This window comes from Pseudomonas sp. 3JA, assembly GCF_036961705.1.
Taxonomy (GTDB): domain Bacteria; phylum Pseudomonadota; class Gammaproteobacteria; order Pseudomonadales; family Pseudomonadaceae; genus Aquipseudomonas; species Aquipseudomonas fluorescens_Q.
This window is the reverse complement of the sequence record NZ_JBAMDJ010000023.1, coordinates 19322-45784: the sequence shown is the minus strand read 5'-3', so window position 1 is coordinate 45784 and position 26463 is coordinate 19322. Positions and strand designations below refer to the sequence as shown.

The window sequence follows — 26463 nt, the reverse complement described above, 5'->3', positions numbered from 1 at the left end:
CCTTGCTTTTGATGGAAATTGAAATGACCGACCAGACCACCCGCCTGCCGATCCGCCGCGCCTTGATCAGCGTCTCCGACAAGACCGGGATCCTCGAATTCGCCCGCGAGCTGCAACAGCTGGGCGTCGAGATTCTCTCCACCGGCGGGACCTTCAAGCTGCTGCAGGACAACGGCGTCGCCGCAGTGGAAGTCGCGGACTACACCGGTTTTGCAGAAATGATGGACGGTCGGGTCAAGACCCTGCACCCGAAAATCCACGGCGGGATCCTGGGCCGTCGCGGCATCGACGACGCCATCATGAACGAACACGGCATCAAGCCGATCGACCTGGTAGCGGTCAACCTCTACCCGTTCGAAGCCACCATCAACAAGCCCGGCTGCGACCTGCCGACGGCCATCGAGAACATCGACATCGGCGGCCCGACCATGGTCCGCTCGGCGGCCAAGAATCACAAGGACGTGGCCATCGTGGTCAACGCCAGCGACTACGCCAGCGTGCTGGAAAACCTCAAAGCCGGCGGCCTGACCTACGCTCAGCGTTTCGACCTGATGCTCAAGGCCTTCGAACACACCGCCGCCTACGACGGCATGATCGCCAACTACATGGGCACCGTGAACCAGGCCGCTGAAACCCTGTCGACCGAAGGCCGCAGCGAATTCCCGCGCACCTTCAACACCCAGTTCGTCAAGGCCCAGGAAATGCGCTACGGCGAGAACCCGCACCAGAGCGCCGCGTTCTACGTGGAAGCCAAGCCTGCCGAAGTCGGCATTGCCACCGCCACCCAGTTGCAAGGCAAGGAACTGTCGTTCAACAACGTGGCCGACACCGACGCCGCGCTGGAATGCGTGAAGAGCTTCGTCAAGCCCGCCTGCGTGATCGTCAAGCACGCCAACCCGTGCGGCGTGGCGGTGAGCCCGGACGCCGAGGGCGGCATCCGCCAGGCCTACGAACTGGCCTACGCCACCGACACCGAATCGGCCTTCGGCGGCATCATCGCCTTCAACCGTGAGCTGGACGCCGAGACCGCCAAGGCCATCGTCGAGCGCCAGTTCGTCGAAGTGATCATCGCCCCTTCGGTCACTGAAGAAGCCCGCGCCATCGTTGCCGCCAAGGCCAACGTTCGCCTGCTGGCCTGCGGCCAATGGTCGGCCGACCGTGTGCCGGCCTGGGACTACAAGCGCGTCAATGGCGGCCTGCTGGTCCAGAGCCGCGACATTGGCATGATCGGCAGCGAAGACCTGAAAGTAGTGACCAAGCGGGCCCCGAGCGAGCAGGAAATCAACGACCTGATCTTCGCCTGGAAAGTCGCCAAGTACGTAAAATCCAACGCCATCGTCTACGCCAAGAACCGCCAGACCATCGGTGTCGGCGCCGGCCAGATGAGCCGTGTGAACTCGGCCCGCATCGCCGCCATCAAGGCTGAGCACGCCGGTTTGCAGGTGCAAGGCGCGGTCATGGCCTCCGATGCGTTCTTCCCGTTCCGCGACGGCATCGACAACGCGGCCAAGGTCGGCATCACCGCCGTGATCCAGCCGGGTGGTTCGATGCGTGACAACGAAGTGATCGCCGCTGCTGATGAGGCAGGGATTGCGATGGTATTCACCGGCATGCGCCACTTCCGTCACTAATTTGCTTGATCGTACCCACGCTCTGCGTGGGTACGCAGCCCGGGACGCTCTGTGTCCCTGGACGCAGAGCGTCCGTAGAGGCATTCCCACGCAGAGCGTGGGAACGATCAGCCCCATCAGCGTCATCCGAGGTTTTTGAAATGAATGTTTTGATCATTGGCAGCGGTGGCCGCGAACACGCCCTGGCCTGGAAAGTGGCCCAGGATCCACGCGTGCAGAAGGTTTTCGTGGCACCGGGCAATGCCGGCACCGCCATCGAAGCCAAATGCGAAAACGTCGCCATCGACGTGCTGGCCCTGGAACAACTGGCCGACTTCGCCGAAAAGAACGTCTCGCTGACCATCGTCGGCCCGGAAGTGCCGCTGGTCGCCGGCGTGGTCGATCTGTTCCGCTCCCGTGGCCTGGACTGCTTCGGCCCGACCGCCGGTGCCGCGCAGTTGGAAGGCTCAAAAGCGTTCACCAAGGATTTCCTGGCGCGTCACAAGATCCCGACCGCCGACTACCAGAACTTCACCGAAATCGAACCGGCCCTGGCGTACCTGCGCGAGAAAGGCGCACCGATCGTGATCAAGGCCGACGGCCTGGCTGCCGGTAAAGGCGTGATCGTTGCCATGACCCTGGCCGAAGCCGAAGACGCCGTGCGCGACATGCTCGCCGGCAACGCCTTCGGTGATGCCGGTTCCCGCGTGGTGATCGAAGAGTTCCTCGACGGCGAGGAAGCCAGCTTCATCGTTATGGTCGATGGCAAGAACGTCCTGCCAATGGCCACCAGCCAGGACCACAAGCGTGTCGGCGACGGCGACAGCGGCCCGAACACCGGCGGCATGGGTGCCTACTCCCCGGCCCCGGTGGTGACCGCCCAAGTACACCAGCGTGTCATGGACCAGGTGATCTGGCCGACCGTGCGCGGCATGGCCGAGGAAGGCAACGTCTACACCGGTTTCCTCTATGCCGGCCTGATGATCGACAAGGCTGGTAACCCAAAAGTCATCGAATTCAACTGCCGTTTCGGCGATCCTGAGACCCAGCCGGTGATGCTGCGCCTGCAATCGAGCCTGGTCCTGCTGGTCGAGGCCGCACTGGCCCAGGCACTGGACAAGGTCGAAGCCCAATGGGACCCGCGCCCAAGCGTCGGTGTCGTATTGGCGGCTGGCGGATACCCCGGCGACTACGCCAAGGGTAGCGCGATCCAGGGCCTGGATGCCGCGGCCCGCCTGGAAGGCAAGGTCTTCCATGCAGGCACGGCGTTGAAGGACGGGCAAGTGGTCACCGCCGGCGGTCGCGTGCTTTGCGCCACCGCCATGGGCGCCAGTGTCGACGAAGCTCAGCAGCAGGCCTACAAGCTTGCCGCCGAGATCGACTGGGAAGGTTGCTTCTACCGCAAGGACATTGGCTACCGCGCCATTGCCCGCGAGCGTGGCGAAAATCTGGAATAACCCAGCCATTCAGCCAGGCAAGGGTCTGCGGCCCTTGCCTGACTGTTCCGGCGCCGCGCATAGTTATACTCTGGCATCAACCTACGAAGGGATTTCGCCGTGCGCTGGCTCAGGATTGCCATAGGCCTTACCGTCACCTTGCTGACGTTGCTCTGCATGCTCCCGGCCCAGGCCGCGCCAGGCAGTGGCTGGGCCGTATTGCTCGACGAACAGGGCGACCTGACGCTGAGCGACATCCGTTCTGCCCGCTACACCAATCAATTCAGCCCCATCGACCTGGACCGTCTCCAGGCCGCCGAGCCCGGCGGGGCATTGTGGTTGCGTTTCCGCCTGGCCCCCGACCGGCATGAACAGATCCTGCGCATCTTCGCGCCCGACCTGTCGCGCCTGAACCTCTACGTGCTGGACGGCGATGCCCTGGTTGACCAGCAAGTCAGCGGCAATGCCACGCCGCACACCGAACCTGCGGTCCCCAGCAACGATTTGATGCTACCCCTGCCACGCAGCGACAAATCGCTGGACGTCTACCTGCGGCTGTCCTCGCGCCATGAACTGCGCCCCTACATCACCTTGCAATCGGCAGTCGTGGCCGCGGCCGATCAGAACCAGACACTGATCTATGGGTTGCTGTTCGGCTGCATCGCCATGCTGGTGCTGCACAACCTTACCCGCTACGCCTACACCCGTTCACGCAGTTGCCTGTGGCTGGCAGCCTGTGAAGGACTGCTGATGCTCAGCCTGGCGCTGTTGCTGAATCTGGCCGGAGCCTGGCTGCCCGACTGGCCAGCCGTCCAGACGCCCGGAGCCTACCTGGCCTTGTTGCTGACGGCGCCCTGCGGCCTGATGTTCGCCTACCGTTTCTTCGCGCCCCTGGGGCCGCACCCGTTGAATCGGCTGCTGCTGGGGGACATCGTGCTCGTCATGCTGTGCAGCCTGTTGCTGTTGTTCGTCAATACGCTGCCGCTCAATATCATGACCTATGCCCTCGTGGCCCTGGCCGGCCTGAGCATGCTGCTCGTCAGCGCCTGGCACTGGCAAAAGGGCTACCGCCCAGCCCGGCTGTTCGTCGCGGCCATGGTGGTCTTCAACCTGGGCACGCTGATCATCCTTCCGGCACTGCAAGGGCTCACGGAGGTTCCTCCCCAGGGCTTGATCATCACCCTGCTGATCTTCATCTGCATCAGCGGCCTGTTGATGAGTGTCGCCCTGGGCGAGCGCCAGCGCTCGATCAACGAAAGCCGGTTCAGCATCAGCCGCGACCTGGCGGCGAGCAATGCCGAGATCAATGCCAAGGCCGAGTTCCTGGCCAAGATCAGCCACGAGATCCGCACCCCGATGAACGGCGTGCTGGGCATGACCGAACTGCTGCTGGGCACGCCGTTGTCGGTCAAGCAACGCGACTACGTGCAGACGATCCACAGCGCCGGCAATGAACTGCTGACCCTGATCAACGAGATCCTCGACATCTCCCGGCTCGAATCCGGGCAGATCGAACTGGACGACGTGCAGTTCGACCTCAATGCACTGATCGAGGATTGCCTGAGTATCTTCCGCGCCAAGGCCGAACAGCAGAATGTCGAGCTGATCAGTTTCATCCAGCCCCAGGTGCCGCGAGTGATCAGCGGTGACCCGACGCGACTGCGCCAGGCGCTGCTGAGCCTGCTGGAAAACGCCCTGAAGAAAACCGACGAGGGCGAAGTGCTGATCGTCGTCGCCCTCGACGAGCGCAGCAATCAGCCGCGCCTGCGCATCGCCGTGCAGGACAGCGGGACGCCGATGGACGCCGAAGAGCGCGACACGCTGATGCACGCCGAGCTGCATAGCAAGAATTTCCTGTCGGCCACGCGCCTGGGGGGCAACCTGGGCCTGGTCATCGCCCGTCAGTTGATCATCCTGATGCACGGGGAATTCGGTATCAAAAGCGGCAGCAACCAGGGCAGTACCTTGTGGCTGACCTTGCCGCTGGACCCGGATCGCCTCGAACATCCGACTGCCGACCTCGATGGCCCGCTGCAAGGGGCGCGGGTATTGATCGTCGACGACAACGACACCTGCCGCAAAGTACTGGTGCAACAGTGCAGCGCCTGGGGCCTGAACGTCAGTGCCGTGCCATCGGGCAAGGAAGCCCTGGCGCTGCTGCGCACCAAGGCGCACCTGCGCGATTATTTCGACGTGGTGTTGCTGGACCAGAACATGCCAGGCATGACCGGCATGCAACTGGCGGCCAAGATCAAGGAAGACCCGAGCCTGAACCACGACATCCTGTTGATCATGCTCACCGGTATCAGCAATGCACCGAGCAAGATCGTGGCACGCAACAGCGGGGTCAAGCGCATCCTCGCCAAACCGGTGGCCGGCTATACCCTCAAGACCACCCTGGCGGACGAGCTGAACCAGCGCAACCGGGGCCAGGCGACGAATGTACAGGTGAACGCCGGCCCTCCCCTCCCGGTGAAAGTGCCGAGCGATTTCCGCATCCTGGTGGCCGAGGACAACAGCATCTCCACCAAGGTCATCCGCGGCATGCTCGGCAAGCTCAACCTGCAACCCGACACCGCCAGCAACGGCGAAGAAGCCCTCAAGGCCATGAAGGAGCAGCGTTACGACCTGGTCCTGATGGACTGCGAAATGCCGATCCTCGACGGGTTTTCCGCCACCCAGCAATTGCGCGCCTGGGAAATGGGCAACCAGCGGACCCGCACTCCCGTGGTGGCGCTCACCGCCCACATCCTGGCCGAGCACAAGGAACGCGCCCGCCAAGCCGGGATGGACGGGCACATGGCCAAGCCGGTGGAGTTGTCGCAGCTACGCGAGCTGATCGAGCATTGGGTGGCCCAGCGTGACCAGCAGAACCAGACCGTCGCGCATTCGTCCGAGGGCGTCCGCTGACGCCCGGAGCCCTGTTCAACATTTCAACGCATGAATATTACGGGTCGTCTCGGCGATAACGGCGCGCAGGACTTTTTCCCGGAACATTGAGTAATGCAGCGTGTTGAACGTCACGACCGCCATTTCTTCATGGCTGGTTTGCACAACCTCCTCTATCGGCCAAAAAAGGAAGGTCGAGAGCGTTTTACGAATGCTGAATTGCTTGTGGTAAAGCGCGACCTCTATTCGCCCAGGCGATTTCGGCAGGCAGGGAACCACCTGGAAGAACGCCGAATCATGCTGCAGGCTTGCCCGTTCGAATGCCGCAAGGGCATTGGGGTGGCGCTTCAGGGCGCCAATCGAATCAGTCGCCGAGCGCGCAAAGCGTTCATCGAATGACTGGGAGATTTGCCGGGCAACACTCTCGGCCATTGACCCCTCGCCCGCCTGTCCAGGCCTGAGGGGACGCGCCGAATCCCACCCCAGGTACCTGAGCGTGTTCCTGTAGTAGTTGAACCAACTGCCCACCAAACCGTCCTGATAAGCCGACCGCGTTGCCAACTGGGCATACAGGTTGCTCAGACAGATGTCTTCGCGATCCTGGGGAGACAGCCCCTGGCCGAACGACACGAGGCTTGCCCCCACGACCGCAGCCGGCGCGGGATCGCTGCTGTGAAACAGGCGCTCGCCGGCCTGTAGGCGTTCGCTATTCATCGCGCGGCCCCCCGTTCAACGTCGTCAGAAATATCAAAGACATGCTTCGTTGGCTTATCACCCAGCTTCCGTACGATCGCACCGCGCAGGGGAGCGTAAAGCTCTTTCGATAAGTTGGCCTGAAAGCATCTGGACTGAAGATTACCGACCACATTGGCGACGGACAGGCACTGACCGAGGGGGTTGGAGATTGCCAGTTGCGTGGTCTCATAGCTCAGGGAAACGCTGCTCAGCAAGGGGGCTCGCCGGGCCAGAATCACTTGCAGGCAGACCCTGCCAACGACTTCATCGGTCTCTGACGGTGGCACGGGCTCCTTGCGCTTGCAGGTCTGCTCGCGCAGTTGCTCGATGGCCGGCAGGGTACCGGGCAACTGCGCGACACGGTTCAACAGGCGAGTGACTTCATCGGCCACTGTAGGATCGACATACTCCCCCAGTCGACACCCTAGCCAGTGCGCCGCATTGAAGTTGGATTGCTCATCGAGGGTGAAGTTGTCCCATGCTGCAGTCTTTTGCAACCAACCGTTCTTCAAGACGTCACGGTACTCGTCATACCATATTTGTGCCTGGGTATAAGCCGGATACTTCTTGTTGGCGACCAACTGCGCGAACAATACCGAATCCAACACATCGCTTTTTTCCTGCCCGGCCATATCCGGAGACACTATCACGACAGCGCCAGCATTAATAAAAACCGAATAACCATCATTCATTGCAATCACCTAGTTATTTTTATGATTGGCGACTACGGTGTAGTCGCCAGGTGGATTCACAAGATCAGAGTTCGTATGCTTCGATTTTCTTCTGTGCTCGATCGCCGAGTCGTTCGATAATGGTCGCACGTGTACGGTTAATAACGGACGGCACCATGGTCATGTGGCTTTCACCGCGATACAAGTCGACCGAACTGCTGTCCCAATTAACGAACAAGACCTGGGTCTGGTTCGTGCGCTTGATGAAACGCACGGCTCCCAGTGCCATGATGACTTCGCCATGCGGCGTCTCATGGCAGGCGGCGACGCCAAACCCTCCCGCACCAGACTCCTGGATGTTCTGGTCAAACACCCGGAGCGGCCTGTCACGGGTTTGCAAGGCCGCGATGGCATCGCTGGCGACCTTGAGCATCAGCAGTGACGCCGGCCCGGGCACCGCGGCGGCCGTCACCGCCGACCCCAGGATCTTCAGCACCAGTTGGTCCATCTTGAAGCTCTTGCCCGAGGCGACAACCGCGTCATAGTACTTCTGCAGGACCGTCCAGCCGCAATCCTGCATCACTTGCAGGAAAAGTTGATACCACTCCTTACCCTGCTCATCACGTGGGTAGCGCTTATTAGCCACTAACGAAGCAAACAGATAAGAGTGCTGGATATCCGCCTGGTTCTGTTCGGACATTCCCGAAACAAAAGCCAGGATACCGTCACCCACAATCGAAGCGCGATCCGGTTTTTCCGGATAGTCAGCCGTCTCGCCAGGACGCACAATAAAAGCACGCGTCGACAACTCAAACGCCTCCGGCTCAACATCATAAGCACTCAAGCGCTCCAGACGATCAGCCAGGGTTACAACAGAATCATATTTAACGTTCATACTATTTCCTTATTTAATCAAGATCATCCTTGGATCCGAGAGTTGAACTTACGCAACCCACCTCATCACAACAAGCGCGCAACTGTAACCGTAAATAATCAAATTCAATGGCGTACAATCACCTGTAATGAAGTGGCATTTTCCTGGACTTGCATCTCGCCCTTGCCACGAGCCGACAGACATCCCGACGCCTGATAGACTCCACGTCAAATTCATTCGTCGCGAGCCTCAACCATGCTCCATGTGCTGTTCAGCGTTTACCTGAAGATGCTGGTGCTCTATAGCCCCTTCTTCGTGCTGTCGTGTTTTATCGGCCTGACTCGCGGCTATTCGCGCAAGGAACAACGCCGCCTGGCCTGGAAGGTTGCGACCGCGACGCTGGTCTCCAGCGTGTTGCTGTATTTGTTCGGGCGGGTGATTTTCAGCGTGTTCGGCATCACCGTGGACGCCTTCCGTATCGGCGCTGGCAGTGTGCTGTTCATTTCGGCCCTGGGCATGGCCCAGGGCAAGTCGGCCGTACAGACCGACAACGTGCAGCAGGACGTGACCATCGTCCCACTGACCATACCGTTGACCGTCGGCCCCGGCACCATCGGTGCCCTGCTCGTGATGGGCGTGAGCCAGCCGCACTGGGACGACAAACTCATGGCCATCATCAGCATCGCCCTGGCCAGTTTCACCGTCGGCGTGGTGCTTTACCTGTCCAGCCGCATCGAGCGGATCCTGGGTGACCAGGGCTTGCAGATCGTCAGCCGGCTGATGGGTTTGTTTGTCTGTGCGCTGGCGGCGCAGATCATCTTTACCGGCGTGAGAGGCTACCTGGTGCCGTAGCCATCACGGCATGCTCAAGCGCACCTTGGGCTTGCGCCGGCTGAACCTCCTGCTCAGCACCTCCCGGCGATGTACGCCCAGATATTCCTCGATGTCCTGCCTGAACGCTTCATAACGCGCGGGGTTGAAGGTCACGAACGATTTTCCGCGGAAGATCTCCCGCGCCGAAGATTGCCAGTTCACGAAAACCACACCGCCGTTACTCGAAGTACCGGACTGTTTGATCGAGGCGGACGAGGCGATCAGGATTCCGTTGGCCAACTGCTCGCAAGGAATGACCGACAAACGCGCGCCTTCAGCCACCTTGACCTGGCTGTTGAACAGACGCATGGTCTCCTCATCCCGCTTCAAACCGTCAATCGTGGTGCTCACCACGGTACCCAGCACCGTCGCCGCCGGAACGCTGGCCTTCACGCCATCGATGATGCCCTTGACGATATCGCTGATCACGAAGTCCATGTCCACCCGCCGGGAACTCTCGGAGTAACGGGTGTAACCGTCATCGGCAACGAAACACCCGAGGTCTTGCAGGCATTGGATAAACGCGTCGTACCACGCCCGCGTATTTTTGCCGCCAGGAACTTCAAAGTTGGCCTCCATCATCGCCATGGTCATCAGGTTCTCCATGATCGCCATATTGTTGAGCGACATGTTGTTGCCATAGCCCACGAGCGCATCCCCCAACATGAGTGCATCCAGGTCCTTGTTCGGATTGTCATGCATCTGCACCACGGACCTGCGTACACGTCGACCCGCAGTGGCCAGCGCCTTACGCTTGTTGATACGTGCCTGGATCAACTCAACACTTTGCGCCACACTGGCTCCACTTTCGAACTGTTCCATAAAAACCTCCTTGGTTATATATAAGCCCGCTCCTGCGGACCGGCTTCAATCTAATTTATTATTTTCAGGAACAACAACACTGACTGATTGCAGAATATTAACCCGCGCATACCTTCAAATATCCAGACTCAATTCCACTGCCGACTTAATCAAGACCCACGTTCATCATTGCACTTCCAACAAGCCAAACAACACACTTACTCTTGGCGGAAATATTATGAGCAATGAATTATTAACCGGATTGGTCACCGGCCCTAACCTGTTTTCGTATATCGGCGCACCCTCCCTGCAAGACCACGATGACATCGCCGATTGCAACAATATCGCTACCCGATCAGCCGACCTCGGCCATCATCGCTATGTAAATCCCAGGGGCTGGTTCGAAGAATATGCCCGCACCTTGAGTTTCCTCGGCTGGTCGCTGTATGGCGACGCCATCCATACACGCACACAACATCTCGTCTCGGGCTCCGTGGCGGATTTCCTGGTGCAGAGCGCCCACGCCATGAGGGATGCACAGCAGGCCAACGCAATGATCGATACTCTCGACACACTAAAAACCAATCACCCGGCCATCCTGTCCTTTGACAACGAAACCCAGGAAGGCGAGACCTTTCAAGTCGTCCCGGCCCGCTACGACTCACAAGGCAACCTTCATATCGCCCTGTTCAAACTCGAACTGAGCGTCGAGGTAAAGAGGCGCAGCTTCCTGTTCTGGAACTGGGGGGAGCGTTCAGCCAGGATCGTTCAACGCAAAGCGTTCCTGAAATTGGACCGAAGCGAACTCGACAACAAAAGGACACTTATCAACAAAGTCCTGGATGAACACTTGATGAGACGTTTTACCTTGAGAAGGAACGTCTCGTGAAACATTGATACTTCCAGGCCTGGCGTGGCGCAACGTCTTTACGGAATGACGGCCAATCAAAAAAGAGTTGTCGACTAACACACCGACAACTCCTTTTTTACTTAAAACCTAACCCTGGATAACGGCCTTGGTTCAACCCACCGTGTTGCTCTCCACCGCATACGTTTCATCCGACAACGCTTGCAGCAGGACACCATTCTGGAGATCCGGCAGGGCATCCAGGCGCTGCATCAGTGTCGAAACGGCATAGTGTTGCCCCCCGCCGAAGCTGAGCAACACGTCGCCACGCAAATTGACATCGGCCGCATACACCTCTCGAAAAATCACACTGTGACCGCTGTTCGGATCGATGATCACCAAGTGCTCATGAACCTTGCTCAGCCATAACTGGTCCGGCTCATCCAGCTCCCAGATCAACTTGCCGGGGATGGTCACCGCGTTGCCCAGGGGATGTCGGCAGTCGAGGACCACCGACTTGACTCTCAACCAGGCTGCTTTTGACAACCGGTAACTCACCGCGCCCTGCCCCATGCGCAGGATCAGGATCTTGACGTCATCCGGCATCAACGGCAGCAGATCATCGATCTTCGCTTCGTGCCCCTCGACGACCATCACCTCGCCTTCACGCTGGACATAGCTGAGCGGTCCGCCATGCCCCATGCCTGGCAAGGACAATAGCGTTCCGCTCCTGCTTTCGTGCAACAGGACGTTGGTCTGCCGCTGGGTCCCCAGTACCTCGAAAGATTCAGGGATGGCGGCCTTGGGAACCCGGATGACACGTTCAGTCCCGGCGACATACCACTTCAGGTCATCGGGATCGCCCACCGACAGCAGTGGGCTGGAGAACGCACGGGCGGTCAATTGCCTGAGCCCCTCGATCTCCCGCCCCCCTTGAGTGACGACCCATTCCTGAGTGACACCGGTCACCAGCGCCGGCGCCTGGTCACGCAGCAGGACCTCCACGCCTTCGAATGTCACGCCGCGCAGGCCCGCGCCATCGGCCGTCAACTCGACAAACTGCCAGGGCGACCACTCACGCTGGGGGTGGGGCAGTACGTCAGCCTTCAATAATTGCGAACCCTGGCCAAAGGCAGCGTCCAGCTTCTGCGGATCGATAAAGGCCTGGCGATAGACCTCGCCGCTCGCCACGTCGAGCAACCAGGCGGCCTCGCCGTCCGGGGTTGCGCCCAGCAACCGCAGCTCCTTGGTGCTGCCCAGGTCAGCCAGCAGCAACCGGTTGCCGACGTACCAGGCGCACAACCGCTCGTCACCACTGAGGTTGGTCAAACCGATCAGGGCAAGCGTTTTGTTCCTGTGCTGCAGGACCAGCGCATCCAGGGCCGTCCACCATTGTGCCCGGTCCTTGAACCACTGCTCCCTGACGCCGCCCAGCGCCAGGTCGCCTCGGCCACTCAGGTTGTAGAACACGCCACCCGAGGTCAGCGCCACGTAGCCACCGTCAACGGCGATGACATCCTCCAGGCCGGGGACACGCGCCCACCGGTTGGCCCAATGTCCCCGGCCCTCTACCAGCGTACGCCACCTGCCGCACAGTTCCTGTTTGAGCCGGTCATAGATGACAAACACATCGCTGTCGTCCGGCGGTGCGAGCAGCGTCAAGTCGGTCATGTTCTTGATCGAGTCGGGCCATCCACGTGGCTGGTCTCGTCGCGGCGAAGGACGAATGATCAAGCAGTCACTGCGGCGAACCCAGGCCATGTCCCGCCACTGCGCATCGGACTTCCAGCAGATCGAAACGAAGGGGGCCGGTTGCCAATTGACGGTGACGAACGAGTCCTCAGAATGGGTACTCGGTGTGAAGGGCAGCCTGTCACCCAGTACCTGCGACCAGTCGGCCAGCGTCTCGCTGGCACTCAAGATCGGTTCCATCGCCAGATCCAACTCTCGCGTAATCGAACTGAGCAGCAGTTGCCCGTCATGGATCAGATACACCAGCACATCGACGCTCTGGTCCGCGCGGGTGTTTTGCTGGACGACATGAATCACCCCCTGCGCGTCCGCCTCGACGCTCTTGATGGTGCTTGCCAGGTTGCTCGTACTGCGCAACCAGTAACGATGGCTCACCAACCCAGTGACTGCATCGACTTGCCAGATGATCACGTTCTGCGGGTCGTAGAAATAGCAAGAGTCGCCGACCACTGCCCTCAGCACCGCGTCCTCGACACCCAGCAGATCGTCGCGAATGTAAAGAAAGCGGTCCTCCTTCGCGTCATACCAGGCCGTGACGTAGCGAGGCTCGTCCGGGTCCTCAAACGGAATGAGGTGGTGGTGAATCGGTGTGTACGCCATCGCTAGACGGTGGTCTCGAGCCAGGGCCTTGAAATGATCCTGCAACGTTTGCTGATCCATGTCGGGCGGTGCGTCCAGTTCCAAAAGCACGAGCGTGCGGTTGGCCACATCAACCTTGAATACTTGATTGTCGGCAAGCCGGAGTAAAATTTCGTGACGCCACCCTCCAATGATCGTTACCTGAACGTCGTCGATGAAGAACTGATCGTGACGCTCAATCCTGATCTCTTTCTCCGAGGCCCAAGAGGCGTCCATAAACCAAGTGGACACCTGCAGGCTCGTCGACTCCAGGCTCAGCTTCACGCCGGGATGAACGACCAATGCGCATCGTTTGCCGGCCCCCTGGATTTTATAAGCGATCATGTTGTGCCAAATCGGGGGAATGAGTGGCACCACCAGTGAACGGTCAGCACTATCGAGCAACACGTCGATCACCGTTGGCCGATAATCGGGAACCATGCGACGGACGATGTATTCACTGGGAAACGAATAAAAGGAAAACTGAAATTGCCAACTGCCGTCCGCTTTTCTTTTCTCCAGGCGCCGTGCCGTGTCGAACCCGGTGTCATGACGCGATGTCGCGAATGGCAGGGCAATGTACTCATAGCGGTAACAGGTTTGCGGTGTGCAGGGCAGTACGATGACTTGGCCGGCGGGTGGCTTGAATGCAACTTGACCCGGCAGACCTAGATCTCGACGGATGTTAATGGCCCGGTCGTAATCGAGTTCTATCGTCGGCACCCCAAAGTGATCGCGTTGCGGATAGAGCTTGGGGCTGTCCAACATCAATGCGCCCCGAGTCAGATCCAGCGCCTGGACGATCAACGACGAGCGCGGCAGCCATGCACCCTGCCTGGCATCAAAGTGGTACGCCTGCAGATGAGCCTTGGCGATTTCATCGAATAACAACCCGACCTCTTTGGCTTCTTCGGCAATGGTGGCGAAGCCCCGGGCCAATGCCGCGACCCCCACCGCCAACCCACCGAGCATCACCGCGGCGCCGCCCAGCATTGCGCCGGCCGTCGTGGCGCCAACCGCATAGGCGCTCACCGACAACACCAGGCTGGCGGAGTCGAAAGCCAGCTGGGTGCCGAACTGAGCGCGTTCGACGTCGTTGTGGGCCGTCGCCAACTGGTAGATGTCAAACCCGACATTGGCCAGTTGCAGCAGCCCCCCTGTGGCTTCACTGACACTGGACCCCAGCGCCGCCTTGACCACTGGCGCGACGGTACGGGCAATCAGTTTCTCTTCGGCCAGCGCCTGCCGAACCAGGCCGACCAGGCCGGCGATATCCGCCACGACGCCATGCACCAACTGCGCGTAGTTGACATAGGCGTGCAAGCGCACCGCCAGGGTCAGGGGCCGACCCGATCCTTCCTGGCCGCGCAACGCGTTCATCAAGGCTTGTATGGCGAAGCCGGCGTTCAGCGTGTGGACGCCCCCTACTTCGGTGGGGTCGCTCGGCACGGAAGGTTTGTTGGCCAAGGCTGAAAACTGTTCCGAGAGGTAGCTTTTTATCCGCAGGAGCCGATGGTCATCCGTGACCACCCGTACCAGTTGCTCAGGATTGGCCGGATCGATCAGGCTCACCCGGTACGCCCCGTCCGGTGAGACCTCCAGGGTATCGAACAACGGCACAAGGTGCGCCGCCAGCTGGTTTTCCTGCTGGAGGCGGCTCGTCGCTTGCTCGATCTGCTGGCTCCACCAATGGCCATCCAGCGCCAGCAGACAGCTGCCCAGTCGAGGATTGTTTTGCAGCGACTGTCCACGGGCGCTGGCCAACCGCTGCCTCACAGGGCGTTGCGACTGCCCAGGCAAGGCGCCGGGTTGCAGCAGTTTCGAAACCTCAATCGCGCCTGGCAATACCTGCCTCGACACCCGTGCACCTTCCAGTTCGACCAGGTCGAAAGTCGGCCGCGCCGCATCGCCATACGCCGCGTAATGGCTGGCCATGTCCTGCTGGAGAAAAAACCGCTCCAGCGCCTGCCTGAACAGGGTCGAATGCTCGAACTCAAACACACCAAAATTCGGATCGTAAAAGTGATAGGTGCTGCGCTCACCCTCCACGGTCTTGGCCACCAGCATGGCGTGGTTATCGGAGTTGAGCATCAGCGTGCTGGTGGTTGTCCTGGCTTGCAGGATATCCACGACCTCACTCAGGTCCGAGCGCGCCAGCGCACTGCCCACATCGCCGAGCTGCACATCGCGCAACGCCTCCACGCTGTTGAGGAAGGCCACCGAATCGCTTGCACCCGGTTCGAGCACCGCGAGGTAGAAACGCTCACGCAAGGTGTTGACCGCAGCCTTGCCTTGCGACACGGCCGCCGCCATGGCGAGGGCCAGGGGATAGCAACGTCCGCCGACCCTGTCACCCTCACCCTGGAGCAGCAGATCCTGCGGTACAAGCTTGTTCGTGGCGGCCTCGAAACCGTTCAGAACAGTACCAAGGCGTTCGATGATCCGGACGCGATACTCAAGCTGCGCCACCTGACGAATCCGGGCCACGTGCTGGCCCCATTGGCGCAACGTCAACGGCTGCTCCAACGCGGTTTTCTTCAAGCTCAAGGCGGTTTCGCCATGCCTCGGTAACGCATCGGTAGCACTGGCCAACCCGGCCAGGAAGGCCGGCGCCTGACGCTGGAGCAACGCTTGTTCGATCGCCGCATAACGGCCAGCGGTTCCGTGCGTGGCGAGGTTGTTGGCCAGGTTGTCCAATGATGGCCGAGCCGCGTCGAAGCTGCGGTTATCCAACGCCTTCGCGCCACTCAAGCCTCCCAGCAGCAGACGCTGCAAAGGGCTCAGCCGAGCGACTTCGAAACGGTCGCTGGCCAGGCGCTCCAGCAGTTCAGCGATCGACAGCTGTCGCGTCCGCGAATCGCTCACCGATGCGGGCGGCAACGCATAGGCGCTTTGATCGCGGATCGACTGACGCTCATCAAAACCCAGCGGGATGGGCTTATCGAAGATCACCTCACCGTTATGGCGCTGGCTCATCATCTGCATGAACGGCTCACCCAGCTCATCGGCCAGATGCTGCAACAGCTCGGTAGACAGTACATGCCGCCCCTCGATCACCGGCCAGCCTTCATCGAACTGGAGGGCGCGGTATTTGAGCAGCTCTGCCATATCACCCGCATAACGGGCCTTGAACTGCCCCTCCTGCCAGCGTTTTTTTTCGTCGATCAGCCATTGCGCGGTGTCACGCGCGTTCTCTTTCCAGGAGTGATCCAGCTCCTCCTCCGTCGCCCGGTTGACCGTGGCGACGGCCGTGATCGCCACCTCAGCCTGCCACTGTTCGGCGGTTTGAGGGGTGAAGTGGGTGCGTTGGTAGTCCGCCATTCCCTGGCGCATGGCGGCGGGACCGGTGAGATAGATCGTGCCTTCGCTCTGGGGGCGGATGCCATCGCTGTAGTAGGCGGCGGCCGCCTGCACCAGAAAAGCCACGGCCAGTTCAATTTCCGGTGGCAGCTCATGAAACGCACCGAACGCCTGCGTCGCGGCCTGGCCCGCCAGATCGCTCATGGCCTCGACGTCGACCAGGCTGACGTTTTGCTCATCGGCCAGGCGCGCGGTGGCGTCGACGATTTCATAGTTGAGCCGCAAACGCTCGATCACGCTCTTGAGCATCGCCGCCCCAGGGTGGGCCATCAGGAATGCGTTGCTCACCAAGTGCTGTTCGACGACAGCACGCAATTCGTCCGGTCGGGCCAGGCGCTCCACCGGGGGGCGAAAGACGCGGTTCAACGCCGGTCCGCTTTTAGCGAAACGCTCGAGCGCTTCGCGATGCTCGGCTGGAATCTCGTTGACGTAGTCCGTGTACTTATTGCGCTGGGCCTGACGGCCGGGCATCCATTCGGGGTTTCGATCCAGCAGCAGCTGCAGCACGCCCAGCCGCGCATCCGTCTGGAACGCCCGGATGTCCACCTCGCCCAGCTTTTCCGCCAAGGGCGGCAGGCCATCGACATCAGCGTAGCTGCCACCCTCGGCGAACAAGGCTTCGACACGCACGATATCGGAGCCCCCGGCAAGCATGCCACGCAGACTGATCTCGCGTTCGTAGGCATCCTGCAGATGCAGTGGCAATTCACCGCTGGCAAGATCGCGCAATGCCAGGCTACCCTCGGCCAACGCTTCAAGGCTGAGCCGGTTATCGCGCCTCAGGGCCACCAGTCGTGCCTTGTCCTGGCCGTAAGCCCGAACCAGCAGATCGATTCTCGCGTCATCGGCGCTGCCGCCGTTTTTCACCGCCTCGGTGATATGGGCGTACATCTGCTGCTTCAGGACGATGGCGCGTTCTTCGTAACGGTCGCCCAACATGAATGGATCGACACTGTTTTCTGCGCCATTGAGCATGGCATCAGCCTTGGCCGCTTCGACAATGATCCGGTTGGTTTCATAGGCCAGCAGTGCATCGCTGTCATACCAGAGACTGATGCGATAACCCTCCGGGCCCAGCACCTGTTTCCAGACATTGATGTAGTCACGCTGGATCGCTCCGACGCCGCCGCCCAGCCAGACCAAATGCAGTTTTTTTGGCACCTCGGTGGCGGGCACTTTCAATTGTTCGACGCTATTGCGCAGGCGCGTTTCGAAACCCTCTATCTTGTTGTAGGCGTGCGCCAGATCCGTAGCCTCGGCAACTTCCGGCAACTCAGGCGTACGCCGCCGCCTGCTGTTTCCCCGCAAGGCCCCCACGGCCTGTTTGAGCAACCCTAATGGCTCCAACATTTGTGGAGAATCGAGCAAGGCGATACAACCGAAGTAATAGCGCAACACCGCTTCATATTCATCGGTGCCCTTGTGGGTTATTAATGCCTGTTCAAGATCCTTAAGCCTCAACAACCCCACAAAATCGACGTAGCTGCCCGTCGATGAAATTCCAGATTCACTCATGAACAACACTTCCATTTATTGTATGTAAATAGCCAGGACAGCCCTCAGGCGCCTGAACATCAACAAGTTGAACGACACGCATCCATGCGCTGACAACCCATGAATCAGTGGTCTGATTAATTAACTGACCTTATCCAGGGCCGTGACGACCCGCAAAGTCAAAACGAACATAACCCTCATCAAGACCGCGCTCAACCACTAAGGAATTCAATAAATGTCCAACGGTGAACGTTCATCTTATTTCCTCACAACTTGGCATTCGAAACATTAGAACTTTCGACCTGCTGCCAATAAATCAGCCAACTAACGTCAGGACTTATTACATTCCGAAAAAACCGGATACAGGCACGCAGACCAATACCCGGGTGCAGTCAGGGGCGGGAATCAGGAAGCGGTGGCCCAGGCAGGCCACCGGAGTTCATCAGAGCGGTTTACTGCCGTACCAGCGCGGTGTGTACACCCAGTCGCCGCCTTCGGCACGAGGGAAGACACAGGTCGTGGAAGAGCCGATCAGCACCATGGTGCGCATGTCCACCTGATCCGGGGTCAACTGCCCCAGCGTCGTGACGCGCAGCGTCTGGCCCGGGCGTCCGATGTCGCGTCCCAACACCACCGGCGTCTGCGCCGTACGATGGTGCGCGACGATTTCCAGCGCCCGCCCCAATTGCCAGGGTCGAGAGCGCGAGATCGGGTTGTAGAACGCCAGGGCCAAATCCGCCTCGGCGGCCAGGTCCAGGCGTTTTTCGATGATCGACCAGGGCTTGAGGTTGTCCGACAGCGACATCACGCAAAAGTCATGGCCCAGCGGCGCCCCAGCCTGGGCGGCGGTGGCCAGGGAGGCCGAGACGCCGGGAAGGATTTGCAGGTCGACGGCGTGCCATTGGGCATCCGTCGATTCGTGCAACGCTTCGAGCACAGCGGCGGCCATGGCAAATACCCCTGGGTCACCGGAGGACACCACCACCACGGAGCGGCCCTGGGCCGCCAGTTCGAAGGCATGGCGGGCGCGCTGCATTTCTTCGCGGTTGTCGGTGCAGTGCTGCACCTGATCGGCCCGGAACGGCCCAGCCATGCGCACGTAGGTTTCGTAGCCCAGCACATCGGTGGCGCGGTCGAGTTCGGCGCGTACCGCCGGCACCATCAACTCGGCAGCGCCGGGACCAAGACCGATCACCGCCAGGCGCCCGCGCAGGCGGCCGACCTGTCGAGGGTCGAGGGGCTGCTCGGTCACAGCGACGGCATGCTCGCCCAATATGCGAATTGACCCGGGTTGGACGAGGGCTTCGTTCAGCCATTGGCCGACGTCACCAACGACCGGCGCGAAACGCAGCGGCACGTTCAAGGCCGATGCGGCTTCATGCAACTCTGGCCGGGCCATGTCGCTGTCCGCCGCCAACAGGCATGCCAGCGACTGCATGGCGAGGCCGGCTTCACGCAGAGTCTCGCCAATGGCCGGCGACGCCCCCGCGCTGATCGCCACGACGACATTGCGCGGATAAATACGCAGCTCATCCGCCGCAGGCGTGCCCGCGGCGCTGTCGATGCGGATCGCCAGCCGGGCCTGTTCATCCTCGGGCAACTGCGCCTGGTCCAGCCACGGCGCGGCCCCCTCGATGCGTACCGATTCGCCAGCGAGCAGATCGGACACGAAACGCTTGCCCTGCTCCAGATCGCCAAGGCTGTAGCCGCTCGGCGGATTGAGCAGGCAAGTACCAAACCGCAATTCACCACTGGTGGTGATCGCCGGCGCGACATGCAGCGTCTGCGCAATCTCGCGGGCCATGACATTGACCCCGCCCAGGCCGCCCAGCAGTGGCACCACGGCACTGCCGTCCTCGGCCACCGCCAGCACCGGCGGCTCGGCGCCTTTTTCCAGCAGCAGCGGCGCCAGGGTACGGATGACAATACCCGCCGCGCACAAGGCAATGATCGGTGTGTCCTGTTGGTAGAGTTCACGCATCGTCGCGCCAAACTCAAGGTATTGCCGATCACCCTCGACCCGTCCGGCCAGGCCATGGATCAGGGCGTCGGGGTAACGCTGCTGAATCCGTCGGGCGGTTGCCAGGCTGCCGGGGCCGAGGATGACGATGGCCGGCGTCTTGGCGGCCATCAACCCTGCCACCGTTCGCCCGGCACGATGATCAACGAGAAGTACGGCGAAGACATCGGCTCGACTTCATCCAACGGCACGATTTTCTGGTTGGCCATGGTCGCTCGCTCGACGTACAGCGCTCGCCCGTCCATGCCCAGTTCCTGAAGCACCTGGCGAACCTTGGGGAAATTGCGCCCCAGCTTCATGATCACCGCCGCGTCGGCGTCGGCCAGGCGGCGTTTGAGATCGTCGTGGGGCAAGACACCGGAGAGCACCGACAGGCTCTGGTTGCGATAGACCAGCGGCGCGCCGAGCACCGAAGCGCCGCCGAGCATCGAGCAGACGCCGGGAATGACTTGGGCCTCATAGCGCTCGGCCAGGCGATCATGCAGGTACATGTAGGAGCCGTAGAAGAACGGGTCGCCCTCACAGATTACCGCCACGTCGCGACCGGCATCCAGGTGCACGGCCAGCTGCTCGGCGGCGGTGTCGTAGAAATCGGCGATCACCTGTTCATAGGACAGCGGCGCAGGCAGCACCTCGGTGGTGACCGGGTAGACCAATGGCAGCAATGTCTGCGCGTCCTGCAAATGGGCCTCGATGATGCCGAAGGCGTTGCCCTTCTTGCCCTTGGCGACGAAATACGCCACCACGGGCGATTCGCGCAGCAGGCGCAGGGCCTTGACCGTAATCAGTTCCGGGTCACCGGGGCCCACGCCGAGGCCGATCAGACGTCCAGGCTGCTGCATCATTCAATCTCCGTGGCGAGGGCATTGACGGCCGCGGCGGCCATGGCGCTGCCGCCGAGACGGCCTTGCATGATCACGAACGGCACACCACGGCTGTCGGCCGCCAGCATCGCCTTGGACTCGGCAGCCCCGACGAAACCCACCGGAAAGCCGAGGATCAATGCCGGTTTCGGTGCGCCGGCATCGAGCATTTCCAGCAGATAGAACAGCGCGGTCGGTGCGTTGCCGATGACCACGACGCTGCCTTCCAGGTGCGGGCGCCACAGCTCCAGGGCGGCGGCCGAACGGGTGTTGCCCAGCTCAAGGGCCAACGCCGGCACGCTTTCGTCGCGCAGGGTGCAGATCACCGGGTTGTTGGCCGGCAGGCGAGCCCGGGTCACGCCTTCGGAGACCATCCGCGCATCACACAGGATCGGCGCACCGGCGGCCAGCGCCTGGCGCCCGGCCGTGCCTGCGCCCTCGGAAAACTGCAGGCCGTCGACGGCCTCGACCATGCCGCAGGCGTGGATCACCCGCACCGCGAGTTTTTCCAGGTCGGCCGGGATACGCGCCAGGTTGGCCTCGGCGCGAATGATCGCGAAGGAGTTGCGATAGATCTCCTGACCGTCGCGGATGTAATCAAGCATCAAGGGGGCTCCGGGGGCGAGCGTCGAGCCAGTGGCCGAGCGCTTCAATAGATAGATTGTGTGCCTGCAACGCGCCGAAACCCGGCAGCGTGGCATCGCGAACATACAGGTCGTAACGACCGGGGGCGACCGCCAGCAAGGTGGCAGGCGCGACATGGGCTGCCGCACAGGAACGCGAGCAGCCCGACAGATGGACTTTCAGGGTCTGGCCCTGGCGTTGCAGCAGCTCGGCCAGTTGGCGGGCATCGGCCTTGGTGTCGGCCAGGGCTTTGCCACAGCCACTGGAGCCGGTGCAGGCGATGAGCTGCGCCAGGGGTTGATCGAGCGAGCACAACAGGCCCAATCCTTCAAGCCGCGCCAGCACTTGGTCGGCGTCCTCGCTGCGCACATTGGGCAGCAGCAAGCTCTGCCAAGGGGTGAAACGAAGGCTTTCGTCGCCCTTCTCCCGCGCCAATTGCGCCGCTCCCCGCAGCATGACCGCATCGAGCCGCCCCAGGGGCGCCGCCGCGCCGACGTAGACACGGTCGTCGTGCTGGGGATGAACACCGAGGTGCAGTCCATCGATGGACGCGTCCCGCTGCCAATCCAGGCACGCTTGCAGGGGCACACGACGGGCCAGCCGGGTCATGAACTCATCCACAGAGACTTCAGCCAGCAAGTGGCGCATGCGGATCTGGTCCGGGCGGGCCAAGTCGAGGAACAACTCCAGCACCGCCACCACCAAGGCATGCCCCTGGGTCAGGGGCACCTTGCCTGCCGGTTTATCCAATGGGGAACCGGCCAAGCCGAAGGCCAACCAGGGCTCGCCGTTACGGACAAGGGCCGAGAGCCACAAGTCGTGGTGATGTTCGAGCATCGCCAACGCTTCCCCACCGTCCAGTTGCACGGCGAACTTGGCCGACAGTTCATGGAAGCGCTCATGGGTTTGCAGGGTGACGAGGATCTGCGCGGCCAACGGACGAGTATCCAACAACATCTGCCTGTCGGTCCCGGCTGAGGGGCTGAGCATCAGGTTGCGCACGTCATCGCCAGCCGGGGTTCGGGGCCCAAGCCCGGCGGCCAGCAATTGTTCGATCAGCGCGCCGTGCTCAGGACCGATGCCGCGGATTTGCAGGTTGCCGCGGTTGGTCGCCTCGATCACGCCACCGGCAAACCGCTCGGCTGCGGCCGCCACGGCGTCGGCCTGGTCCGCCCGGATGGAACCGCCATCGAGCTTGATCCGGCAGATCCCACCGTCCAATGCCTGGACGACACGCAACAAACCCGGACAACCCGAGGGGCGTATGACGTTGGTTGATGGACGTTCGTTCAAGGGATAACCGCTAGACAAGGCACGCCACGACGGCGAAGGAGCGCCATTATGCCTGCTTTGCCGGGGGTCATGAAAAGCTTGCCGGTCGGATTGCGGACGACAGGCAATGTTGTTCACTGAAAGTAGATGAGCCCGTGGCGAGGGAGCTTGCTCCCGCTTGACCGGGCTGGCGCTCCAGGCGAAGCGCTCACCAAAAGGGCTGCTGCGCAGCCCAGCGGGAGCAAGCTCCCTCGCCACAATGACTCACACAAGTCTTAAGTGAAGGGGCGCGGTATGATGGCGGCCCGGTTCGCGGGCATAGGCCCCCGGGAATCAACCCCATCGATTCGAGGAACACAGATGACACCCTGGCTGACCGTAGTGGGCATCGGCGAAGACGGCTTCAAGGGCCTGGGCCGGACGGCCCGCCATGCCTTGCTGCGGGCGTCGCGCATTGTCGGCAGCGACCGGCAACTGGCATTGTTGCCGGTGTGCATCCGCGGCGAACGGGAACTGTGGCCCAGCCCGTTTTCCCTGGAGCCGCTGCTGGCGCGACAGGGCGAGTCGGTGTGTGTACTGGCCAGCGGCGATCCGATGTTCTATGGCGTGGGCGCGAGCCTGGCGAAACAGCTGCCTGGCGACCAGATGCTGGTGATACCGGCGCCATCCTCCTGTTCACTGGCGGCGGCGCGCCTGGGCTGGCCGTTGCAGGAGGTGGTCACGCTGTCGCTGGTGGCGCGCCCCCTGGCGGCACTCAGCGCTCATTTATCCACAGGCGTCAGGCTGTTGCTGCTGAGCAATGACCGCCACAGCCCTGCCGCCGTGGCGACGTTGCTGCGCGAGCGGGGGTTCGGCCCGAGCGTCATGACCGTGCTGGAACATTTGGGCGGTGCGGCAGAACGACGGATCGACGGTTGCGCCGCGCAATGGTCCGATGACACCGTCGCCGACCTGAACCTGATCGCTATCGAATGCCGGGCCGAACCTTCAACGTTACGCCTGTCTCGTCTGGCCGGTTTGCCGGACAGCGCGTTCGAACATGACGGCCAGTTGACCAAACGCGACGTGCGCGCCATCACCCTCGCCCGTCTTGCGCCAACCCCTGGCGAGCTGCTCTGGGATGTCGGCGCCGGCAGCGGCTCCATCGGCATCGAATGGATGCGCACCCACCCCAGTTGCCGGGCCCTGGCCATCGAAGCCGACGAAGGTCGCCAGGCCTTGATCGAACGTAACCGCGACAGCCTCGGCGTGCCCGGCCTGCAACTGATTCGCGGCAAAGCCCCACAGGCACTGGAAGGCCTGGAGCGGCCCGACGCGGTGTTCATCGGCGGCGGTGTCACCCGTGAAGGAGTGCTTGAGGCTTGCTGGGCCCAACTCAAGCCCGGCGGCCGGCTCGTCGCCAACGCCGTGACTCTGCAAAGCGAAACGACCCTGATGCACTGGCGCGAACGTCACGGCGGTGAACTGACCCGCATCCACATCGCCCAGGCCCAGCCCTTGGGCGAGTTCGACACCTGGCGCCAGGCCTTGCCGATCACCTTGCTCGACCTGACGAAGCCTCTCGATGCGTGACGAAACCGCCGAACAACCCGCCCCCTTGCGCAGCGGCCTGACCACCGGCAGTTGCGCCACGGCCACGAGCCTGGCGGCCGCTCGACTCCTGCTGCGCGGCACCGAAGCCGATGCCGTGGAAATCGTACTGCCCAAGGGCAAGCACGTGCAGATGCGCCTGGAGTTCTGCCGGCTGACCGAACGAGGTGCCGAAGCCGGGACGATCAAAGACGCGGGCGACGACCCGGACGTGACCCACGGCGCCCTGTTGTTTTCCCAGGTACGCTTGATCGCCGAGCCCGGTGTACGTTTCGTCGCTGGTCGTGGCGTCGGTACGGTGACGCGCCCCGGCCTGGTGCTGGAGGTCGGTGAGCCGGCGATCAACCCGGTGCCGCGCAAGATGATCAACGATCACCTGGCCCGTCTGGCGCAAGACAGCGGATATGCTGGCGGCTTCGAGGTCACGGTCAATGTCGAGGGCGGCGAAGCCCTGGCGCTGAAAACCATGAATCCACGCCTGGGGATTCTGGGTGGCCTGTCGATCCTCGGCACCAGCGGCATCGTCCGGCCGTTCTCCTGCGCGGCCTACATTGCCTCGATCCACCAGGGCATCGACGTGGCAAAAACCAACGGCTATCTGCACATCGCCGCCTGCACCGGCAACGCCAGCGAAGACACCATGCGTCGGGTCTACAACCTGCCGGAAATCGCCCTGATCGAAATGGGCGACTTCGTCGGTGCCGTGCTCAAGCATGTGCGCAAGGTCCCGGTGGAAAAACTCAGCCTGTGCGGCGGCTTTGGCAAAATCAGCAAACTCGCCGCCGGCCACATGGACCTGCACAGCCGTCACTCGAGCATCGACCTGCCACAACTGGCCGAGTGGGCCGCCGCTATCGGTGCCGATGAGGCGTTGCAGCAAGGCATCCGCGCGGCCAACACCAGCCAGCAAGCCCTGGCAATGGCCAGCGCCGCTGGCATCGCCCTCGGCAACGCGGTGTGCGCACACGCGTTGGCCTTCGCCCGCAGCGTGGTGCCGGCCCAGGTCCAGGTCGAAGTCTTCGCCATCGATCGCCAGGGCGGGATCGTCGGCCACGCCGGAGAGCTTCGATGAAACGCATCCTCCTGCTGGGCGGCGTCACCGAAGCCCTGGCCATCGCCCGCACCCTCGGCCCCCAACACATCTACAGCCTGGCAGGCATCGGCCGCGTCCCCACCGACCTGACCTGCCAGGTGCGCGTCGGCGGCTACGGCGGCGCCGAAGGGTTGGCGCACTTCATCCACGCCGAAGGCATCGACCTGCTGCTGGACGCCACTCACCCCTACGCCGCACAAATCAGCCACAACGCCGCCCACGCCGCCCGCGCCTGCGCCATCCCCTGCTGGGCCCTGCGCCGTCCGGCCTGGCAGCCCCAGGCCGGGGATGACTGGCGCGAAGTGGCCGATTGGGCCGAACTGATCCAAGCCCTGAAACCCTTCCGCCGCCCGCTGTTCACCCTCGGCCGCGAACCACTGCAACACCTGCACGAAATTCCGCCAGAGCAATTCTGGACCCTGCGCGCCCTGGACATTTATCCCGGCAATGAACGCTGCGAAGTCATCGGCGCCCGCGGGCCGTTCCACATCGAAGGCGAGCGCGAGCTGTTCGAGCGTCGGCGGATCGATGTGTTGGTCAGCAAGAACAGCGGCAGCACGGCGACTGAGCCGAAGCTGGAGGTGGCGCGGGAGCGGGGGGTGCCGGTGTTGATTTTGCAGCGGCCGGTGTTGGCGGAGGTGGATCGGGAGTTTGGGACCGTGGATGAGGTATTGCAGGGCTTGCGACATCTGGTCTGACAGTCTTTTTTGCTGCAACGCTGAAGGCCTACATATCCCTACAGCCCTGTCCCGTAGGAACTACGACAGCAGGCTACATCGTCTTGCGCCGCAGCCTACAACTTCGCCAGAATCCGCCGGCTTGTGCGCCTTGGAGGCCGCCGGTAACTTGATTCCCGTCACTGCCCTTCAGTGATCGGGTTTAGTCGCTCGGTGGTTTCAGCAGGTTCACAAGCTCCGTCCAGTCAGGTATCCACTCCTGCACTTGATGGTGGTTGTGCGCAGGGCGCCCTCGGGCGCGCCGGTAATGCTGGACTCCCCGGTCGACTAACCTGCGTACAGCCGCCGCCCTGTGGCGAGGGGA

17 protein-coding genes are annotated in these 26463 nt (G+C 61.9%); 8 read left to right on the top strand and 9 right to left on the bottom strand.

All coding sequences use genetic code 11. The annotated features are described in order from the left end of the window. The first annotated feature begins 23 nt into the window (after positions 1–23). The 3 genes from purH (at position 24) to V7773_RS18440 (ending at position 5956) form a co-directional block, all read left to right on the top strand. Positions 24–1631 (top strand): bifunctional phosphoribosylaminoimidazolecarboxamide formyltransferase/IMP cyclohydrolase, encoded by a 1608-nt coding sequence (gene purH, locus V7773_RS18450; RefSeq protein WP_336074389.1) that lies wholly within the window; start codon positions 24–26, stop codon positions 1629–1631. 140 nt (positions 1632–1771) lie between these two features. Continuing rightward, positions 1772–3067, top strand: a complete 1296-nt coding sequence (purD, locus tag V7773_RS18445; RefSeq protein ID WP_063323117.1) for a phosphoribosylamine--glycine ligase — start codon at positions 1772–1774, stop codon at positions 3065–3067. Between the two features lie 99 nt (positions 3068–3166). Beyond that, positions 3167–5956, top strand: coding sequence for a hybrid sensor histidine kinase/response regulator (locus V7773_RS18440; RefSeq protein ID WP_336074387.1), 2790 nt, complete (start codon positions 3167–3169; stop codon positions 5954–5956). Positions 5957–5971: 15 nt separating this feature from the next. On the opposite strand, the gene V7773_RS18435 is transcribed toward V7773_RS18440, so the two are convergent. From V7773_RS18435 to V7773_RS18425, 3 genes are all read right to left on the bottom strand, one after another. Further along, positions 5972–6649, bottom strand: coding sequence for a hypothetical protein (locus V7773_RS18435; RefSeq protein ID WP_092147066.1), 678 nt, complete (start codon positions 6647–6649; stop codon positions 5972–5974). Next, positions 6646–7362 carry a hypothetical protein gene (locus tag V7773_RS18430; RefSeq protein WP_336074384.1) on the bottom strand — a complete coding sequence of 239 codons (717 nt, stop codon included), beginning with the start codon at positions 7360–7362 and terminating at the stop codon, positions 6646–6648. The genes V7773_RS18435 and V7773_RS18430 overlap by 4 nt, the downstream gene beginning before the upstream one ends. Before the next feature lie 64 nt (positions 7363–7426). Beyond that, entirely contained in the window at positions 7427–8236 is an 810-nt protein-coding gene (locus V7773_RS18425; protein ID WP_336074382.1) for a hypothetical protein, read from the bottom strand. A gap of 234 nt (positions 8237–8470) precedes the next feature. Between V7773_RS18425 and V7773_RS18420 the strand changes: the two genes are divergently transcribed. After that, positions 8471–9067, top strand: a complete 597-nt coding sequence (locus V7773_RS18420; protein ID WP_014336378.1) for a MarC family protein — start codon at positions 8471–8473, stop codon at positions 9065–9067. 3 nt (positions 9068–9070) lie between these two features. Here the strand turns inward: V7773_RS18420 and V7773_RS18415 are convergent, their stop codons facing one another. Then, positions 9071–9910 carry a hypothetical protein gene (locus tag V7773_RS18415; RefSeq protein ID WP_063323122.1) on the bottom strand — a complete coding sequence of 280 codons (840 nt, stop codon included), beginning with the start codon at positions 9908–9910 and terminating at the stop codon, positions 9071–9073. 217 nt (positions 9911–10127) lie between these two features. Between V7773_RS18415 and V7773_RS18410 the strand changes: the two genes are divergently transcribed. Further along, positions 10128–10778 (top strand): hypothetical protein, encoded by a 651-nt coding sequence (locus V7773_RS18410; protein WP_336074378.1) that lies wholly within the window; start codon positions 10128–10130, stop codon positions 10776–10778. 132 nt (positions 10779–10910) lie between these two features. On the opposite strand, the gene V7773_RS18405 is transcribed toward V7773_RS18410, so the two are convergent. The 5 genes from V7773_RS18405 to cobG form a co-directional block, all read right to left on the bottom strand. Continuing rightward, positions 10911–17981, bottom strand: a complete 7071-nt coding sequence (locus V7773_RS18405; protein ID WP_336074376.1) for a TcdA/TcdB pore-forming domain-containing protein — start codon at positions 17979–17981, stop codon at positions 10911–10913. Positions 17982–18402: 421 nt separating this feature from the next. Then, positions 18403–20091: a precorrin-3B C(17)-methyltransferase gene (gene cobJ, locus V7773_RS18400; protein ID WP_336074375.1), complete on the bottom strand. Its 1689-nt coding sequence runs from the start codon at positions 20089–20091 to the stop codon at positions 18403–18405. Next, complete coding sequence (locus tag V7773_RS18395; RefSeq protein WP_060739361.1) at positions 20091–20822, bottom strand: precorrin-2 C(20)-methyltransferase; 732 nt, start codon at positions 20820–20822, stop codon at positions 20091–20093. Before V7773_RS18395 ends, cobJ begins: the two co-directional genes overlap by 1 nt. Then, the gene (locus V7773_RS18390) at positions 20822–21448 is read right to left on the bottom strand and encodes a precorrin-8X methylmutase (protein ID WP_092147054.1); all 627 of its coding nucleotides are present in this window, start codon (positions 21446–21448) and stop codon (positions 20822–20824) included. The genes V7773_RS18395 and V7773_RS18390 overlap by 1 nt, the downstream gene beginning before the upstream one ends. After that, positions 21441–22760: a precorrin-3B synthase gene (gene cobG, locus V7773_RS18385; RefSeq protein ID WP_336074374.1), complete on the bottom strand. Its 1320-nt coding sequence runs from the start codon at positions 22758–22760 to the stop codon at positions 21441–21443. The genes V7773_RS18390 and cobG overlap by 8 nt, the downstream gene beginning before the upstream one ends. A 339-nt stretch (positions 22761–23099) precedes the next feature. Between cobG and cbiE the strand changes: the two genes are divergently transcribed. The 3 genes from cbiE to V7773_RS18370 are packed head-to-tail and all read left to right on the top strand — an operon-like array spanning position 23100 to position 26120. Beyond that, on the top strand, positions 23100–24311 hold the full coding sequence (gene cbiE, locus V7773_RS18380) for a precorrin-6y C5,15-methyltransferase (decarboxylating) subunit CbiE (RefSeq protein ID WP_336074373.1): 1212 nt from the start codon (positions 23100–23102) through the stop codon (positions 24309–24311). Then, the gene (locus tag V7773_RS18375) at positions 24304–25401 is read left to right on the top strand and encodes a cobalt-precorrin-5B (C(1))-methyltransferase (RefSeq protein WP_336074372.1); all 1098 of its coding nucleotides are present in this window, start codon (positions 24304–24306) and stop codon (positions 25399–25401) included. The genes cbiE and V7773_RS18375 overlap by 8 nt, the downstream gene beginning before the upstream one ends. Continuing rightward, entirely contained in the window at positions 25398–26120 is a 723-nt protein-coding gene (locus V7773_RS18370) for a cobalt-precorrin-6A reductase (RefSeq protein WP_336074371.1), read from the top strand. The genes V7773_RS18375 and V7773_RS18370 overlap by 4 nt, the downstream gene beginning before the upstream one ends. Positions 26121–26463 lie beyond the last annotated feature (343 nt).